A 17,131-nucleotide genomic window follows, 5' to 3' on the forward strand; every position below is an offset into this window, starting at 1 on the left:
TTTGATATCACTGTTTCTCATGCACTCACCATTCTGGAGAGTAACAACAGCACGGAGGATGAACGCCGAAAGGCTCAGAAGCGCCTGCTAGAGGATAAATTGCCAGGGCTGGAACTAACTATAGATTTTCTGCTCAAAGCAGTCATTGAGAATCAAGGGCGGTTTCTCAAGCAATCCGAACTGCTCTGGATGATTCAGAACCCGGAGATTGCCAAGCTTATCGATAGGCGATCGTTCCTCAGCAAGATTGAGAAGGCTGCTTTTGTCTGGTTGCCCAAAGTGCGGCAAACCTCGCTAATCGCAGACCTGATGAACCGCTCTGGTTATCTCTCCCTGCTGAGTGACGCTGAGTATCGAGAGTCAGACGAGAAAGTTCAGCTATTCAAAACTTGGGCATTGTGGAATAGCAACGAAATCCGCCGCATATTGGGCCTCACAATCAATCGAGAGCATAGCGCTATCAAAATACTCAACAAGTTTCACAAGAAGCTCGGATACGAAGCGAAGGTGATTCGCAAAGAGGGAGGGCGAGGGCAACAGGAGCGCATTTGGCAATTGAGCAACTATCACGATGGCGATCGCGATGCCATTTTTACTGCGCTCACCCGCAAATATGGGGACTTGATGGCTGAGCAAGCCTCAGAACCGTATCACTCTGATACCGTAGTCACAACTTTTTCTAATGATCAACCACAAAAAGTTGTGACTACGCTGCCCCCGGTAGAGATGGAACAGCTGTCATTGAAAGGGCCACCATTAAGCCCTGGTGACATCGCAACCCGCGTTGGCTCTATAGGAAAGTGGGTAATTCAAGCGATCGCGGGGCAGACTGCAAAAGTGAAGCAGCTAAATGGTTGGGGCTTCGGAGAATTTCCACTCGATGAACTCACTTTGGTACAGGAAGCGATCGCGTGAGTATTATTCGTCCTTTAAAGGAGATGTTTTTTGAGTGGGTGAATCCCATAAGCATCTGAGGAAATACGTTGCTACCTCATGCAGAATGCTGTCATTGTTAGCCAAAACATCACCAAGCTTATGTCACAGAAAAGAATTGAAGTGAGTGCCCTTCAATTTTTGCAAAGGCTTGAGACTTGTTATAAATCCGTACTTGATGAAGTAGAGTGATCTCTGCCTAAAAGATAGCCAAGGGTAGAAATTACACAAAAATCGCTATGTTCTAAATTGATTATTGCTTTTCTTCCTTTATATTAAGTACAGCAATTAAACTAGAACACTTGTACTTGAAGTACTTGATGGGTTCAGTCTCATGTAGAACAAAACCCTTCATTGATCAACTTACGTTAGCTAGGTCAATAACAAAGGGTTTTATTCTATGGCTTTATTTACTCATGTTTTAGTCGTGCAGGCTCTCCATGAGTAGACTGGACCTTCTTCAGGAAGAAAGGGAACTATCTACGATACTTAAAGATTATGCCTTCTCATACCAAAGTTAACCAGCGTACAAACTATGCTTGCTCAGGCAATGGTGATGATAATGCCATCCTAAGGTGGTTTTCGATTTTTCACCTTCAGCGTTTTATTTATGCCAAGAACACCACAGCTAAAGGTAAGTTAGCTTGGTTAACAGCTATACCTCAGGAATCCCTAACACCTCGACAGTTATATGAAAGATGGCAAAGCCTAGATGAGGTAATTGGGGTGAGGTTTTGGAAGGAGACTCAATATTTTGTTCTGGACGTTGATTTTGGTAGCCAGTATCATCCAGCTGAAAACAGAGAAGCGATCGCTGAGATCCTGGGTTGTTTAGAGCTTGTAGGGTTATGTAGATACCTAATTGTGCGCTCTAGTCATTCACAAGGTCTGCATATTTATTTCCCATTAACCGAGCCGTTCGTTCTCTGGAAGGTAGCTCTGTTAGTCAAAATGACTCTCGAAGATGCAGGCTTTGAGATGAAGCCAGGGCAGCTAGAAATCTTTCCGAATTATATTCCTTATAGGGCAGGCTATATTCCTGAGTATAACGGCCACCGCTTACCACTACAAAAAGGCTCGTACCTTTTAAATGAGGAGTTCCAGGAAGAGACAAACCATCTAGAGGTGTTTATCAAACAGTGGCATTCAGCCGCAGCAGGCCAAGACCTGAGGACGTGGCAGCAGTCGCTGGCAGCAGTCAAATCACCAAAGAATAAGGATAGTTCTGCTCAAGAGTGGCTGGATCGCTTAGAAAAAACTTTAAAAACTGGTTGGACTGGTGAAAGGCAGACCCAAACTATGGTTAAGGCTGCTTGTGCATACGGCAGAGTTTTTCAAGGTTTTTCGTGGTGTGAGGTTGAAACTTTTGCAATCGAAACTTTGACTAAAGCATCTGGTTACAAAAGGTTCTGTGGACACCAGCGAAATATTAAACGGGTAATCAGGGACTGGATCAAGACTAATCGCAAGAGTAACCACTACCACCCACTTTACTCTAGACAGAACACTGAGACTAAAGCTGCTGCTGGGCCATCAAATCAGCAGAAACAGCAACAGGCGGAGCAAAAGATTCGAGATGCGATCGCTCAAGTTGTGGCAGAAGATGGTTGTTTACCACCAGGCAACACAGCAAGAGTGAACCGTATCCATGACATTTCCCGTTGTAGCCTGACTACTATCTACAAATATCAAGTCTTATGGGACTGCAAGCAGCTGCAATCAGAGGTAATACCCGCTTTCAAGGGAACTGTAAATGATTCAGCGAGCGCAACAATAACGTTCCCAACCCAGAAATTGCCTGTAATAGCTCACCCTGCAAGACTTTCAAGGGTTTGTAACTCCGTATACAAAAAGCTTCAAAGTAAGACAGGGCAAGGTATTACACACGACAAGCTACTAAGTATATATGGCTGTTTATTTGCTGCTAAAGAGCTGAAGAAGCGTTCTCGTGTGCCCGCCGACTCCAAGTGGCAGTTAGTGGCTCCAAATAATTTGATTACACCTACATCAGAGATACGGGAGGAACACGGATGAAAACTTGAAATTGACAGGTATCCGTGGACTGTCTCTTCCACTTGCCTAGGTTCGATCTTGATGGCGGTGAACGTGTAACTAGCGGAATTGTTAAAGGAGGTTTATATGGTTTCTAGCCCAGAAATTTCACGTTTGAACGGCAGGAAGTCTCGCGGGCCTGTAACCGAGCGAGGTAAGACGATCGCGAGCCGTAACGCCACAAAACACGGTCTGCTAGCCCAGAAGTCCCCTCTATTGATAACGGAGGATTTAGAGACGTTTGAGGGGCTGGTGCAAGGTTTGATTGACCAATATCAACCAGAGACCCCAGTTGAGCATTTCTTGGTTCAACAAGTGGCGATGGGGATGCTAAAGCAGTATCGGCTGTGGTCAGTCGAAGCGGCGATTGCAAATGTTGAGATTTTGAAGGCACAGCGTTTGGCTCGCTTTCCTGATGTCGTTATTCCTGCGGAAGTGGAGCTAGACTCATTCGACAAGTACCGGGAGAAGCGCACTCCATGCAAGCAAGGGCTAGAGCAGAAGAAGCATGCTTTAGAGGCATTCATTCATGACCTAACTTTTGACCTGGCACACCAAGAAGAGCGAGGTGAGGCAAAAACGCTGGAAGCTTTCAGAGACTCGCTCAGTGAAAACTACTCGCCTGAAAGTAAAGTAGCGGAGGTCGAGCGGTATCGGGATGAGTTTGATGAATGGCTGTGTGCGAGTTGGAATGGACGAAAGCGGAAATACACAGCTAACTTGGCTGAAGCGATCGTCCGTGTTGAGAAGTTGATTGGGCTAGCTAGGCAGCAAGTAGCTGAGATTGATCAAGCTCTAGCTAAGATAGCAGCAGTGGAGGAAGCGATCGTGCAAGCGAACACAACTACCCAGGAAGTACCAAACCCGGAACGATTCATGCGGTATCAGCGAGAGATTAACCGAGATCTCTATGAAGCACTAGACCGCTTGGAAGCCATCCAGCAACAACGGAATAAGGAGGGTTCTATGGGTTCGTTTCGGCAAGTAGGTGTTGGCTAGCGGTTTCATAGCTCACTTTCACAGCCCCGCTTATGGGTCTTTTTGTGTTCCTGGGGTACCTTAAACAGTGATTTGAAAAGTGCGGCCAACATCAGACAATCACCTCCGAACTACCCTCAACCAACTTGCAAATTGATGTGCTAGCATCAAAGCATAGTTCGAAAGGAGGTCGATATCTTGAAAGATTTTTTGGTTGACCCCCTTTCCCTGACTACTCCCCTCAGCTAAGAGGACTTTGCGTCACAGGGAATAATGTGCATCATTAAATGCCACTACCATAGTGACGAAGTTAGTTCCAAAACTAATTTTCAGGGTTCAGAGAATGTATTTAACCCTCCTAGATCTTTAGGAGGGTTAAATGTTTGATACCTATAGAAATAAAAGAAACCTTCTACAAGCAAAGAAAAACCACTTATAGCAAGTGAAACTAGAAGCTTACTAGTAAGATTCTCAAAGTTTAGATTTACCTCACAAAGGCGATATCAACTAATTCTTGGATAGCATATCGAATGTTGTTTTGGAATCTATCAACATCATTTTGCTTGGCTCGGTAATAACGGCTATGAGCGGACAAGTCACCTACATCCTTTAAGGTCGGTAAGCTTTGTTCTAGGTTTCGGGAAAGGTTCCAAGTAGTCTTATTTTTAGAGGTAAATCTTGGGATTAAATTTCTTAAATGGTAGTAATGACCATTGCCATCTCTTATTTCTTCTGCTAATGAATTTTTCTCAAAGCACTCTATTATGAGTGATTCGATCAATTTTCTAAGCATTACCAAGCAAGCATCATAACAGCCCGCTTCATAGCAATCATTGACTTGTAAGGTGATGTCTTTAATATATGGCCGTCTATTCTCCACCGCTGCTTCCACAATTTCTATAGGAAAAAGACCATTGGTTGGTCTACCACCGCTTAGGAGACCTAGAAGAATGGCTTTCATGGAGTGCATTTGGGTCAAAAATGAAGACTCATCAGGATTGATGCGCATTCCTGATATGGCCTGATTCCACATGGCAAGCTCACTAGTCATCTGTGCAACTTCTAGAGCTACAGCGACTCTACTTAACCAATCAGCGAAATGTCTTGCTACTTCTTCCGGCGGCTCATCGAACTTTTCTAGAATTAGCAAGCCATTCAATAGCTCTTCCAGCATCTCTCGTCTGTATCCGACTTCCAATCTCTTGTTTCCTTGCTTTGTAAATTGTTAATGTTACACGAAAATTTAAGAAGTAGACCTAGAGTAATGATGTGCTCTATAGACACTGATAGTGCTAATTTGCCCCCATACTTCGATACGATGCCTAAACGTCCTGTTTTTGCGGGATGTGGTTGGGGAATAACTAGGTACGAAGTGTTGGATGGCAGCGAACTATTCTGTGATTGAAAAGCGTCTCTGGGAAGCAGCGGATGCACTCCGGGCGAACTCGAAGCTGAAGTCTTCGGAGTATTCGGTGCCTGTGTTGGGGCTGATTTTCTTGTGCTATGCGGACTATAAGTTTACCCAGGCTGAGAAAGAGCTGGCCCAAGCCCAGGAGGGTTCCCGACGACGGCGCACTGTAGGCAAGCTCGATTACCAAGCACGAGGGGTGCTTTACCTGCCAGAGCAATCTCGGTTTTCGACTTTGCTGAAGCTGCCAGAAGGAACTGACCTAGGCAAGGCGATCAACGAAGCGATGAAGGCCATTGGGGAAGAAAATCCAGAATTGGCTGGGGTACTGCCGAGGAATTACACCAGCTTTGAAAATAGTTTGCTGGTTGAGTTGCTGAAGAAGCTGAACTTTCAGCAAGAACTCCAAGGCCAAGAGGGGGATGTTTTCGGCAAGATTTACGAGTATTTCTTGGGCGAGTTTGCTCGGAGTGAGGGACAGAAGGGAGGCGAGTTCTTTACCCCCCTCTCTCTGGTTAAGCTGATTGTCGAAATCATTGAGCCGTTCCACGGGCGTATTTTCGATCCTGCCTGTGGGTCAGGTGGCATGTTTGTGCAGAGTGCGGTTCTAGTTGAGACGCGCAAGAAGGCAGACCCCAACGCTGAAATCAGCCTATATGGGCAAGAGCGGGTGGGTGAGACAGTGCAGCTCTGCAAGATGAACCTAGCAGTGCATGGCTTGTCGGGTCTAGGGAGCATTCTGGAGGGGAACAGCTACTACGACGACATCCACAAGTGCTTGGGCCAGTTTGACTTTGTGATGGCGAACCCACCATTTAATGTGAATGCGGTGGATAAGGAACGGCTGAAGACGGATGCTCGGTTTAAGGCGTTTGGGCTACCCAAGGCAGACAACGCCAATTACATCTGGATTCACCTGTTTTACAGTGCCCTGAATAACAAGGGCCGAGCTGGGTTTGTGATGGCAAACTCTGCCAGTGATGCGAGAGGCTCGGAACTAGAGATTCGCCAAAAGCTGATTCAGACGGGAGCGGTGGACGTAATGGTCGCCATCGGCTCAAATTTCTTCTACACAGTGACGCTGCCTTGCACGCTGTGGTTTTTGGACAAGGCCAAGACACAGACGGCCCGCAAAGACCAGGTGCTATTTATCGACGCACGGCACCTTTACCGCCAAGTAGACCGTGCCCATCGAGACTTTACTGAGGCGCAAATTGAGTTTCTAACCAATATTGTCCGGCTGTATCGAGGTGAGCTGCCTGAGATTACCAACGGCAGCCAAGCACTACTGGATGAGCAGTTCCCGGATGGTGAGTATCGGGATGTGGCGGGCTTGTGCAAGGTGGCAACTCTAGCAGAGATTGAAGCTCAAGGATGGAGTCTGAACCCAGGCCGTTATGTGGGTGTGGCAGAACGAGCAGTTGAGGATTTCGACTTTGCCGAGCGGTTGGAAGAGTTGAATGAAGAGTTAGAAGTTCTAAATGCTGAGGCAAGAGAGCTAGAAGACCAAATTGCTGAGAATGTAGCAACTTTGTTGGAAGGAATTGTATGAACTCACCAGAACAACCTCTTCCTTTTATAAAGAAACTACCAGCAGGGTGGTCAGTCAAACGATTTGAAGAATTGCTGGCTGAACCCACACGAAATGGAATTTATAAGAAGAAGGAATTTCATGGCCGAGGCCAAAAGATAATTAATATGGGTGAGTTGTTTGACTATGACTTCATTTCCAACCAAGAAATGAAGCGAGTTGAACTTAACCCTAAAGAGCTTGAGAAATATCTTGTAGAGGATGGTGACTTACTATTTGCACGCCGCTCTCTTGTTCTTGAGGGTTCTGGCAAATGCTCACTTGTAGTTAAGCCTTTAGAGAAAACTACATTTGAGTCTTCAATTATTCGAGCAAGGCTGAATAAGAAAGAAGCAAGCCCTGAGTTTTACTACTACTTATTTCGTTCACCGTTGGGACGTGCCTTAATGGCATCTATAGCTTCTCAAACAGCAGTATCTGGTATTACTGGTACTAACTTACTGCAATTAAGGTTGCCTCAACCTCCTATAAGTACACAGCATAAAATTTGCAATATTCTTTCAAATTACGATCGCCTGATTAAAAATAACACAAGACGCATTCAAATCTTAGAAGAGATAGCGCGATCGCTCCACGATGAGTGGTTCGTCAGATTCCGCTTTCCTGGTCATGAGCAGACCAAACTAGTTGATTCAGAACTAGGGTTGATTCCTCAAGGCTGGGAAGTTGGTAGTTTAGAGGATGCTTTAGTTCTTCAGAGAGGTTTTGATTTACCGACGAAGCAGCGAAAGGAAGGTAGTATTCCTATCTACGCATCTACTGGAATCACAGGTACTCACAATGAAGTAAAGGTTAAAGCTCCAGGCGTCGTAACTGGTCGAAGCGGTTCTTTAGGGACAGTTATCTATGTTAATGAGGATTTTTGGCCTCTCAATACAACTCTATGGGTTAAAGAATTTAGAAAAGCTACTCCAATTTACGCATTCTACTTATTAAGTAGTCTCGGATTAGAGCAATACAATTCAGGCGCAGCAGTCCCAACTCTAAATAGAAATGATATTCACGGTTTGCCCATAGTAATTCCCTCTTCCTCAATGCTTCAGCAGTTTAACTATCATGTTGAACCTATGCTTGCGTTGAAAAGGAATCTAATACGGAGAAATGAAAATCTCAGACAAAGCCGTGATCTTCTCTTGACCAAGCTTATTTCAGGTGAGGTTGATGTAGAAAATCTAGAGATTGATAGGGAGGGTAAAGCGATCGAAGTTGAAGAAGTAAGTGAAGTTAGAGAGGCGATCGCCGTTTGAATTGAGATAAAGGCGCGAACGGAGTTACGAAGTTAAACAAGTATATAAGAGCAATCCGGGATTCAGCATCTCTGCCTGGAAATGATCTATAAATCGTCTCAGGAGATTTATTCATGCCCAGAATTGAGTGCCCCCATTGCCATGAGCTATTTGATCCACCTTAGCAGGATGATACAGGCAAGAATGTAGGAACTGGCGTGGGTGGTGTTGCGGGCGGTATGGCAGGTCAAGCCATAGGCCGTGGAATTGGGATTGTCATAGGCCGTAGAATTGGTTTTGCAGGTGGCCTTCCGGGGTTAATCCTTGGAGGCATTGCAGGCGCAGCGTTAGGTAACTTTATAGGCGGCTTATTGGATGACAAAAGTATTTATTGCCCGCATTGCAATGAAAAAGTAAACATGAATCAATAGGCTGAATAAGCCATTGAGGCTAAACGGGCGATCGTGGGTTGAGTTAAGGGCGATCGTAGAGCATAACCAATGGCTGTATGACTTATGCTCTAGGTTTTCAAGAAGTTGAGTATTATTTCTTATTTTCTAGAAACTATGTCAAACAAAAGGGATTTGCACTCTTGGTTTAGCTATCTAGATAAAAATAGATCTCCTTACCATCCAACAGTAAGTACAAATATTTTAACTGACGGTTTTTTTAGTTACGAAGAAAACGATAACCACTCTAAGGATTGGGTTTCTGAAGAGTGGTTAGTCCGCTCCGTACTAGTTCCAGTGGAACAACTTGAAGATGCAGCTAAGACTTTAACTCCACACGACATCGTATTTGATACAGGCTGGGATTTTGAAAATAACTTTAGCTTTGGTGAATTTACTAATAATCGAGGATTTGACTTACATCCCTGGCTCTTGACCAGGAAACATCCTATTACAAATGAGCTAATTATAGAGCTACGTCGGGATTTCGTAATTTACCATTGCTTAGAAGAGAAGCAGTCAAAATGTTACTATCATCCTCTGGATCAAATTCTCGTCACGGAATTTAAGATTGAAACTCATAAATACTATGATCCAGCTCCTAAAAGTTGGACCTATTGTGATTACTTGCAGGACTTTCTCTCTGTTGTGGGCATGGGGTTGGTAATCTGTACAGTTGCTGACCGTTTTGCTAATGCTGAAATAGAAGAAGAGCTTCAACTAGGCCAGTCTCAAAAAGAGAAGATTGATGAATTAACTTCTATCTCAAAAATCTTGCATCCCGCTGAATTCACGGCACATGGCTACTATCAGGGACGTTCAACTCTTTGGCGTAATTTTTTAGTCTATCCCTATCAACTGCCAAAAGTAGAAAGAACTCCTTGGTATTACTCCGGAGAAATTACTGTTCAAGAAGGTGATTTACCACGCTTCATTATTAATAGTGAAGGAGCTAAATCTAATCTAAGGGAATTCGATCAACCAGTTTATCTTTATTTCCGTCCTGAAGTACTACAGAAATATATTCAAAATCCTGAGTATAAAGCTTTTTTTCACATGAAAAATTGGGGATTTGCTTCTACTCCTACTAGCGAAAGCATTGATATAGGTATTAACTCTCAAGGGCTAGTTAACGCTTTTGCACCAGACGTAGCCAATTTAAGTCTCTCAGAGCAGGCATATTGGGCCTCTTTTTCTTCATTACCAAGCGGGGAGGTTTGTGAAGAGATGTTCCAAACCAGAATGCAGCAGAACCCTCCTCATTCGCCTGGAACAGTTGAATTAATCAGTAATACTCGCTCGCGCCTGAATAGCATTTTTCAGGCTAAGTTTTCTGTTGAACTTTTGCAAACTCACCAGCCATCTGAGCAAGAGCTAAAGAAACTCAGCGTCGGGCCAGTTAGTGGTCAATTCTCCGAAGTACTCGACCTTACTAAAATCCTTTATGGATGGGTAGCTGAAACTTTGAAAACTGATTCTCTTCGAGCTGCATTAGTTAACTTGGGTGGAACAGTGGATAGCTCTCTCCGCCAAATCAAGCTCCTGGAGAAAATTTTGATAGCTAAAGGACTAGATCAAGCCCAGGCTCGTGCAGTAACTGCACCCTTAGTTGGGCTTAATGATCTCCGTATTAATGCAGCGCACATTGGCGGTCCTAATATTGAAAAGACTTTTCAACTCATGGGAGCATCTCCAGCGTCTCAAACACCGAGAGTTGTATGGAATTTGTGCGTTGATGCTGTAGTAGGATGCCTTGATTCTGTTGCTAATACTTTGAGCGCGTAAATCCTTATTGTTCAGATGTAACAATGGCACATCCTGATTCCGAGCAAGCCCTGGAAAACGAAACCATTGACCTGTTTGCTTCGATGGGTTGGGCAACCGTTGACTGTATGAACGAGGTTTGCGGGGCAAATAACCCACTGGGTCGAGAAACCAAGAGCGAGGTTGTCTTAGTGCCCCACCTGCGCTCGGCCCTCACCAAACTCAACCCAGGCTTGCCCAGTGAGGCGATCCAGCTTGCCATCGATGAGTTAGTACGCGATCGCAGTACCAGCCTAGAAAACACCAACCGCGAGATTTACCAACTACTCAAGAACGGGGTCAAGGTTCGCTTCAAAACCAATGACGACGAAGAGCAAGAAGAAACCCTCAAAGTCATCGACTGGACAACCCCAACCAATAACGACTTTTTGCTAGCCTCCCAGCTTTGGATCACAGGTGAAATCTACACCCGTCGCACCGACCTCATTGGCTTCGTCAACGGCCTACCCCTCGTCTTCATCGAACTCAAAGCCCACCATCAGCGGCTAGAGCAGGCTTACCAGAACAACCTCACCGACTACAAACAAACCATCCCCCAACTGTTCTGGTATAACGCCTTCATCCTCCTCTCCAACGGCAAGAAAAGCCGCATTAGTTCTCTTACCGCTCAGTGGGAGCACTTCTCCGACTGGAAGAAGATCAACAGCGACGGTGAAGAAGGGATCATCTCGCTGGAAACCATCATTCGAGGCACCTGTGACAAAAATCGCTTGCTCGATTTAGTCGAAAACTTCACCTTCTTCTACACCGCTGGGGGCAATCTCACCAAAATCGTCGCCAAGAATCACCAGTTTCTAGGCGTGAATGCTGCTGTCGCTGCCGTCGAGCAAATTGAGCAGAATCAAGGCAAATTAGGCGTTTTCTGGCATACCCAAGGCAGCGGTAAAAGCTACTCGATGGTGTTCTTCTCCCAGAAAATCTTGCGGAAGCAGCAAGGAAACTGGACGTTCTTGATCCTCACCGACCGGGAAGACCTCGACGGCCAAATCTACAAAAACTTTGCCTACGCCGGAGCTGTTACCGAACCAGAGAATGAAGTGCGAGCCAAAAGCGCCGAACACCTGAAGCAGCTCTTACGCGAAGACCACCGCTACATCTTCACCCTGATTCAGAAATTCCGTACTGACAAAGGCGCTACCTACCCAAAACTCAGCGATCGCTCAGACATCATCGTGATCGCAGACGAAGCCCACCGCTCGCAGTACGATACCTTTGCCCTCAACCTCCGCAACGCCCTCCCTAATGCTGGCTTCATTGGCTTCACAGGCACCCCACTGATGGCTGGTGAGGAAAAGACACGAGAAGAGTTTGGCGACTACATCAGTATCTACAACTTCCAGCAGTCGATCCAAGATGGCGCTACCGTCCCGCTCTACTACGAAAACCGGATTCCAGAACTACAACTCGACAATAGCGACCTGAACGCTGAGATCGAGCAAATCATTGCCGCCGCTGCCCTCGACGAAGACGAAGAACGCAAGCTAGAGCGAGAATTCAGCCGCGAGTATCACCTGATTACCAGAGACGACCGACTCGAAAAAATTGCTGAAGACATCGTCAGCCACTTCATGGGCCGAGGCTACTCAGGCAAAGCAATGGTGATCGCGATCGATCGCTTTACTGTCGTCAAGATGTACGACAAAGTGCAGCTTTACTGGCAGCAGTACCTCCAGAACCTGAAAGCTCAGCTTGCGATCGCTGATGAGTCAGAGCAACAAAAGCTTTCAGCCCAGATTGCCTACATGGAAGCAACAGACATGGCTGTAGTCGTGTCTTCTTCCCAGAATGAGGCTAAGGACTTTAAGGAAAAAGAGCTAGATATCATGCCGCATCGGAAGCGGATAGTGCATGAGTCTCCTGGGCTGGATGAGAAATTCAAAGACCCACAAAATCCGCTACGTATCGTGTTTGTCTGTGCCATGTGGATCACTGGGTTTGACGTACCCAGTTGCTCCACAATTTACCTCGACAAACCTATGCAAAACCATACCCTGATGCAAACCATTGCCAGGGCGAACCGGGTCTTCCGAGACAAGGTGAATGGGTTAATCGTGGACTATATCGGAGTCTTCCGTAACCTTCAAAAAGCCTTAGCGATCTACGGCTCAGCCTCTGAAGGCGGTGTTGAAGAAGGCGATACTCCAGTCAAGGCCAAAGCTGCCCTAGTAGAACAACTTAGGCAGGCGATCGCCGAAGCAACCACGTTTTGCACGGTTAAGGGCGTTGATTTGATGAAGCTCAAAACCACTCAGGGTGCCTTTGAGCGTACTAAGTTGTGGGCCGAAGCTGTGGAAGCGGTTCTGGTGAACGACGAAACCAAACGAACTTACTTTTCCTTGGCAGGCAACGTCAAACGCCTCTACAAAGCCATCTTGCCTGACCCCAACGTGAACGAGTTCACTGCTACTGAAGCGCTCTTTAGTCGTCTCAGCCAAGAAATTCGCAACGAAGTGCCTGATGTAGACATTTCTGAGATTAAGGCAGAGGTTGAAGAACTGCTCGACAACTCAATCTTTGCAGGTAAGTTCGTCATACCAGAGTCTCAAGGCCAATACATTGACCTCAGCCAAGTTGACTTTGACGCTCTGAAAGCCCAATTTGCCACAGGCTACCCTCGCACCGAAGCCGAAAAACTCAAGGGCACTCTCAATCAAAAGCTGCAACGGATGGTAAGTCTCAACAAAACCCGTACCAACTACCTGGAAAAATTTCAGCAAATGATTGAAGAGTACAATGCTGGCTCTCGCAACGTTGAGCAATTCTTCAATGACCTAGTCACCTTTGCCCAAGACTTGAAAACCGAAGATCAACGGGCGATCGCCGAAAACTTAGCCGAGGAAGAGCTAGCCATCTTTGACCTACTCACAAAACCTGAACTCACCCTCACCAAGCAGGAAGAGCAAGCCGTCAAGCAAGTGGCAAAGCAACTCTTAGAAACCCTGAAGCAAGAAAAATTGGTACTAGATTGGCGCAAACGTCAGCAGTCCAGAGCAGCCGTTAGACTCGCGATCGAGGAAGGATTGGACCAACTCCCAGAAACCTACTCAGCCGAAGTTTACGAGCAAAAGTGTGAGCAGGTTTACCAGCACGTCTACGACGCTTACCAAGAGCGGGGCAAGAGTATTTACAGCTCAGCTGCCTAGGAACAGAGCTTTTTTAGGCCTGCATTCTATTGAATCCTCTAATGCTCAACCTCCTACATTGCTCTGCTACCTTCACACATACATCGCATTGCCTATTTGCCTTTATACAGGCAAAAAACAGGTATAGCTTCGCAGGCGATTGTTCTCAAACCACAAGTACCCCTGCTTCTTGAAAAATTGAGAGTATTTCGCCTAGATACAAACTTACAGAGTTGCGAAGTCTCAAAGTTATAAACTTTCTAACTTACAAAGTTCAAGAGTTTCCAACTCATAGAGTTCGTGACAAACTGGCTCTCAAGCCTATGTTGTTTTTGTTATGAAAATAATCTCTGTAGCAGCCGGAAAGGGTGGCAGCTGCAAAACTACCACAGCACTGGGACTGGCAACGGTCCTGTCGGAGCGATGCAAAGTACTAGTTATTGATTCCGACCCACAGGGCAGCCTATCTTGGGTTGCTGATAAAGCGGGAGCAGCGTTTGATGTTGCTCAAGAAAGTGACCAAAAGATCTTGAGCAAGCTTCGTAAAGTAGGCGGCTACCACGTCCTTATTTGCGATACCCCGCCTGGGCTCGACAGCAAAATTCTTGCTACCACTGTAGAGCTGTCAGACTATTCAATTCTGCCTTCTCCTACATCACCCCTTGATATTCGGGAGCTGACCAGGACCATTAATCAAGCGATCGCTCCCATTGGCAAACCCTACAGGGTGTTGTTGTCCCGTGTGGATAGCAGACGCATCAATGAGGCGATGGACATCCAGTCCCACTTGATGAGTAAAGAGATTCCAGTTTTCAACGCCGTAGTTCGTGCTCGTGTAGCTCATGAGCGGGCGATCGTCGAGGGTAAGTTGATTACTCAATACCGAGGTGCTGGAGCCAAAGAAGCCTCTGATGACTTTCGTCGAGTTGTAGATGAACTACTCAGGGACGTGGGGAGTTTGGGTGATGCCTAGGAAGAAAATTACAGACTTACTGAATGACGAACTTCAAGACTCTGTAAGTTTGGAACAACCAGAATCTCAAACTTCGATTGGCGCTGATTTTGAAACTACGCAAGAAACAAACTCTCAAACTACCAAACAAACAAAACCTCAAACAACCGAACTTACAGAGTCTGAAACTCCTCAACTTCCCAAATACCTTAGCCTGGAACGAAAAGAAGTGAGGCTGTCAGCAGAGCAGTTAGATGCCTTAACGATGATCACGCGCAGGCTAAATCGCAGCCGAGCTAGACAGGGAGAACGCATCACAGACAACACTCTAATTCGTGTGGCGATCGAGATGCTGATTGAGCACAGCGCCAAACTCGAAGGTGTTACAGAAGAGGAACTATTGGCGAGTTACAAGCGGGCCATCAGTGGGGGAGGATGAAGCGATCGCTAGTTCATCAACAATGCCGTCAGTTTCCCTAACCGTTGCTTGATTGCTGTGACCTCACCTTCAAGGGTTTGGAGGCGATCGCCAACAGTCGTAACATCCTCCCCCAGGTACTGCCCGATGGCTTGGTAAATCAATTCTGTTTGGCTCAGACCTGTAGTTTCCGATAATGCCTTGAGTTTGCTTACCCATAACTCAGGTACTCGCGCCCCAATCATCTGCTTTGGCATTTCTGACCACCTTGAAAGCGCTGCTAGCGTAGATGCTTCAAGCTTAACCAAATATTTTTGGCCCAAAGCGTAAACGACGCTAACAACGCTAACGAATTAAGTAAAACTTATCGATTGACGGCAGAATGAGGGTTACAGCGATTTTGGGTAGCAGGCGATCGATAAGTTGGGATTAACTGCCTCTGTCTTTTTGGATGTAACAACGGTGTATCAATGGTTTGACTGTTTTACCTGAAGAAAGTAACATTACTTCAGCTAAATGTTGAGGCGGCTCAGTGAAGGTAGACGGTCACGGTCAAGCTAAGGTTTTAACACCCTACGAGATTGGGAAATTGTTCGAGGCGTTTGAGGGCGATCGCGATCGTGCCCTCTTTGGCATCTGCCTCTACACCGGATGCCGTATCAGTGAGGCTTGCTCGATGCTCACCACCGATGCTTATGACGCAGCCGGGGTCAGAATGAAGATTACTCTGCGGAAGGCCAACACGAAGGGGAAGCAGGAGACGCGGCAGATTCCGGTTAACGCAGTTCTGAAGGGCTACCTGGAAACGTACCGGGTGGGCGCAGGTAAGCAATATCTATTCCCTGGAAGGCACGGACGCGGGCACATCAATCCTAAGTCAGCCGATGAGATTCTCAGGGAGACGTGCGATCGCCTGGGGCTGGTGGGAGTTAGCACTCATAGTTTCAGACGAACTGCTCTAACCCAGATGAGTAGTGCTGGGATACCGTTGCGGGTGATTCAGGAGATATCGGGGCATCGCAGCTTACAGGCACTTCAACGGTATTTAGAGGTCTCAGAGTTACAACTGGAAGGGGCGATCACGGCTTTAAGTTTTTGAAACGTATTGGCTGTAACTAAGTAAAATAATGTTTCGAACCTAGCCATGCAGTTTAGTAAAGACCACAAAATTCCTTAGTGTATAGAAAAACAAATATGTTTCCTTATGAGTAGGGTTACGTTTACGAGGGTTAGAAACCTTGTTTTTTCCCCGATATTCATAGCACTTGCTTTAGGTGGTTTTAGCACATACCTTATTGCTAAGGGTGAAGTGGAAGCTGGAATGGGTGGTGCAGGTGCCGCTATTACTGCTGCTACCATGAGGCGTGATGAGGATGATAGAGGAGAGTCTGATGAAATTGAATTTCATCAGACATTGAGAATTCGAGAATTAGAAATACAACTTGGGTTTCAGCGTCAACTGCTGGACCTTGAGAAAGATAATCTTAAGTTGTCAGAGAAATGTGCAATCCAAAGCAAGACAATTAAAGAGCTTGAGGAACATTTAAAACAACAACAAGCTTTGTTACTTGAACAGCAAAAAGAACTTTCTATCCATAAAGCTTTGCCAGATTCGAAAGCTTTATCTTTAGAATCACAGAAGCTTGAAGCTAATAAATCTCAGGTAGGTAATTTAGATGCTTCCTAATAGTGACTATGAAACTCTGCAAGAGGTTAGACTTAAGAAGAAACAAGCATTCATGGCTGGTATTTTCTTAGCTAGTCTGTCTGCCGCATTGACTATTAATATCTCTGCTCGTAGTGATTTAATTCAGCAAAAAAATGTTGCGGCGCTCCTATCAGGTATGTTTGGATTTGCTTCTATTGAAGCATTTCGTCGATCGTTTTAATTAAATTCACAGTTTTTACTACCAAGACTAAGGCGCAGAAATAGTACAAATATAGACGAGCTCAACAATAGATTAAGGTTGTAGAGCTGCGATCGCTTGGGGTTGGTGGGAGGCAGTACCCACAGCTTTGAACGAACTGCTCTGACCCAGATGAGTAGTGCCAGAATACCGCTGCGGGTGATTCAGGGTGTCCGAGGTACAGTTAGAGGGGGCAATCGCTTGGGCCTAGGAGGGGCATTGATCAAAAAGTTGTAGCCAGTTATGACCTCAAATCGGGTCATCGTGGTCG

General features: G+C 45.9%; 15 protein-coding genes. 13 read left to right on the forward strand and 2 right to left on the reverse strand.

What is annotated here, in order from left to right; all coding sequences use genetic code 11:
- From NDA01_RS25985 to NDA01_RS25995, 3 genes are all read left to right on the forward strand, one after another.
- The coding region (locus NDA01_RS25985) for a hypothetical protein (RefSeq protein WP_348230256.1) at nt 1–915 on the forward strand (915 nt) is incomplete at its 5' end.
- Nucleotides 916–1,431: 516 nt separating this feature from the next.
- Nucleotides 1,432–2,967 carry a hypothetical protein gene (locus NDA01_RS25990; RefSeq protein ID WP_348230257.1) on the forward strand — a complete coding sequence of 512 codons (1,536 nt, stop codon included), beginning with the start codon at nt 1,432–1,434 and terminating at the stop codon, nt 2,965–2,967.
- A gap of 105 nt (nt 2,968–3,072) precedes the next feature.
- The gene (locus NDA01_RS25995) at nt 3,073–3,984 is read left to right on the forward strand and encodes a hypothetical protein (RefSeq protein ID WP_348230258.1); all 912 of its coding nucleotides are present in this window, start codon (nt 3,073–3,075) and stop codon (nt 3,982–3,984) included.
- 463 nt (nt 3,985–4,447) lie between these two features.
- Here NDA01_RS25995 and NDA01_RS26000 read toward each other — a convergent pair whose 3' ends face one another.
- Nucleotides 4,448–5,137: a hypothetical protein gene (locus NDA01_RS26000; RefSeq protein WP_348230259.1), complete on the reverse strand. Its 690-nt coding sequence runs from the start codon at nt 5,135–5,137 to the stop codon at nt 4,448–4,450.
- A 205-nt stretch (nt 5,138–5,342) separates the two neighbouring features.
- On the opposite strand from NDA01_RS26000, the gene NDA01_RS26005 reads away from it, so the two are divergent.
- The 7 genes from NDA01_RS26005 to NDA01_RS26035 all read left to right on the forward strand — a co-directional run bounded on the left by NDA01_RS26005 (nt 5,343) and on the right by NDA01_RS26035 (nt 14,974).
- Complete coding sequence (locus tag NDA01_RS26005) at nt 5,343–6,923, forward strand: type I restriction-modification system subunit M (RefSeq protein ID WP_348230260.1); 1,581 nt, start codon at nt 5,343–5,345, stop codon at nt 6,921–6,923.
- On the forward strand, nt 6,920–8,209 hold the full coding sequence (locus NDA01_RS26010) for a restriction endonuclease subunit S (protein ID WP_348230261.1): 1,290 nt from the start codon (nt 6,920–6,922) through the stop codon (nt 8,207–8,209). The genes NDA01_RS26005 and NDA01_RS26010 overlap by 4 nt, the downstream gene beginning before the upstream one ends.
- Before the next feature lie 197 nt (nt 8,210–8,406).
- Complete coding sequence (locus NDA01_RS26015) at nt 8,407–8,619, forward strand: hypothetical protein (protein ID WP_348230262.1); 213 nt, start codon at nt 8,407–8,409, stop codon at nt 8,617–8,619.
- Nucleotides 8,620–8,724: 105 nt separating this feature from the next.
- Complete coding sequence (locus tag NDA01_RS26020) at nt 8,725–10,422, forward strand: hypothetical protein (RefSeq protein WP_348230263.1); 1,698 nt, start codon at nt 8,725–8,727, stop codon at nt 10,420–10,422.
- Between the two features lie 23 nt (nt 10,423–10,445).
- Entirely contained in the window at nt 10,446–13,604 is a 3,159-nt protein-coding gene (locus NDA01_RS26025; protein WP_348230264.1) for a type I restriction endonuclease subunit R, read from the forward strand.
- Between the two features lie 316 nt (nt 13,605–13,920).
- Complete coding sequence (locus NDA01_RS26030; protein WP_348230265.1) at nt 13,921–14,556, forward strand: ParA family protein; 636 nt, start codon at nt 13,921–13,923, stop codon at nt 14,554–14,556.
- On the forward strand, nt 14,549–14,974 hold the full coding sequence (locus NDA01_RS26035; RefSeq protein ID WP_348230266.1) for a hypothetical protein: 426 nt from the start codon (nt 14,549–14,551) through the stop codon (nt 14,972–14,974). Before NDA01_RS26030 ends, NDA01_RS26035 begins: the two co-directional genes overlap by 8 nt.
- A gap of 8 nt (nt 14,975–14,982) precedes the next feature.
- On the opposite strand, the gene NDA01_RS26040 is transcribed toward NDA01_RS26035, so the two are convergent.
- Nucleotides 14,983–15,210 carry a ribbon-helix-helix domain-containing protein gene (locus NDA01_RS26040; RefSeq protein ID WP_348230267.1) on the reverse strand — a complete coding sequence of 76 codons (228 nt, stop codon included), beginning with the start codon at nt 15,208–15,210 and terminating at the stop codon, nt 14,983–14,985.
- Nucleotides 15,211–15,485: 275 nt separating this feature from the next.
- On the opposite strand from NDA01_RS26040, the gene NDA01_RS26045 reads away from it, so the two are divergent.
- The 3 genes from NDA01_RS26045 (at nt 15,486) to NDA01_RS26055 (ending at nt 16,842) form a co-directional block, all read left to right on the forward strand.
- On the forward strand, nt 15,486–16,052 hold the full coding sequence (locus tag NDA01_RS26045; RefSeq protein WP_348230268.1) for a tyrosine-type recombinase/integrase: 567 nt from the start codon (nt 15,486–15,488) through the stop codon (nt 16,050–16,052).
- 105 nt (nt 16,053–16,157) lie between these two features.
- Nucleotides 16,158–16,640, forward strand: a complete 483-nt coding sequence (locus NDA01_RS26050; RefSeq protein ID WP_348230269.1) for a hypothetical protein — start codon at nt 16,158–16,160, stop codon at nt 16,638–16,640.
- Nucleotides 16,630–16,842 carry a hypothetical protein gene (locus tag NDA01_RS26055; protein ID WP_348230270.1) on the forward strand — a complete coding sequence of 71 codons (213 nt, stop codon included), beginning with the start codon at nt 16,630–16,632 and terminating at the stop codon, nt 16,840–16,842. Before NDA01_RS26050 ends, NDA01_RS26055 begins: the two co-directional genes overlap by 11 nt.
- Nucleotides 16,843–17,131: the final 289 nt, after the last annotated feature.

The sequence above is a fragment of the Trichocoleus desertorum AS-A10 genome (assembly GCF_039962155.1).
GTDB lineage: Bacteria > Cyanobacteriota > Cyanobacteriia > FACHB-46 > FACHB-46 > Trichocoleus.

What these genes read in the sequence shown, in the direction of transcription:
- NDA01_RS25990 (WP_348230257.1), top strand. Translation starts at nt 1,432, where the DNA reads ATGCCTTCTCATACCAAAGTTAACCAGCGTACAAACTATGCTTGCTCA.
- NDA01_RS25995 (WP_348230258.1), top strand. Translation starts at nt 3,073, where the DNA reads ATGGTTTCTAGCCCAGAAATTTCACGTTTGAACGGCAGGAAGTCTCGC.
- NDA01_RS26000 (WP_348230259.1), bottom strand. Translation starts at nt 5,137, where the DNA reads ATGCTGGAAGAGCTATTGAATGGCTTGCTAATTCTAGAAAAGTTCGAT.
- NDA01_RS26005 (WP_348230260.1), top strand. Translation starts at nt 5,343, where the DNA reads ATGGCAGCGAACTATTCTGTGATTGAAAAGCGTCTCTGGGAAGCAGCG.
- NDA01_RS26010 (WP_348230261.1), top strand. Translation starts at nt 6,920, where the DNA reads ATGAACTCACCAGAACAACCTCTTCCTTTTATAAAGAAACTACCAGCA.
- NDA01_RS26025 (WP_348230264.1), top strand. Translation starts at nt 10,446, where the DNA reads ATGGCACATCCTGATTCCGAGCAAGCCCTGGAAAACGAAACCATTGAC.
- NDA01_RS26030 (WP_348230265.1), top strand. Translation starts at nt 13,921, where the DNA reads ATGAAAATAATCTCTGTAGCAGCCGGAAAGGGTGGCAGCTGCAAAACT.
- NDA01_RS26035 (WP_348230266.1), top strand. Translation starts at nt 14,549, where the DNA reads ATGCCTAGGAAGAAAATTACAGACTTACTGAATGACGAACTTCAAGAC.
- NDA01_RS26040 (WP_348230267.1), bottom strand. Translation starts at nt 15,210, where the DNA reads ATGCCAAAGCAGATGATTGGGGCGCGAGTACCTGAGTTATGGGTAAGC.
- NDA01_RS26050 (WP_348230269.1), top strand. Translation starts at nt 16,158, where the DNA reads ATGAGTAGGGTTACGTTTACGAGGGTTAGAAACCTTGTTTTTTCCCCG.
- NDA01_RS26055 (WP_348230270.1), top strand. Translation starts at nt 16,630, where the DNA reads ATGCTTCCTAATAGTGACTATGAAACTCTGCAAGAGGTTAGACTTAAG.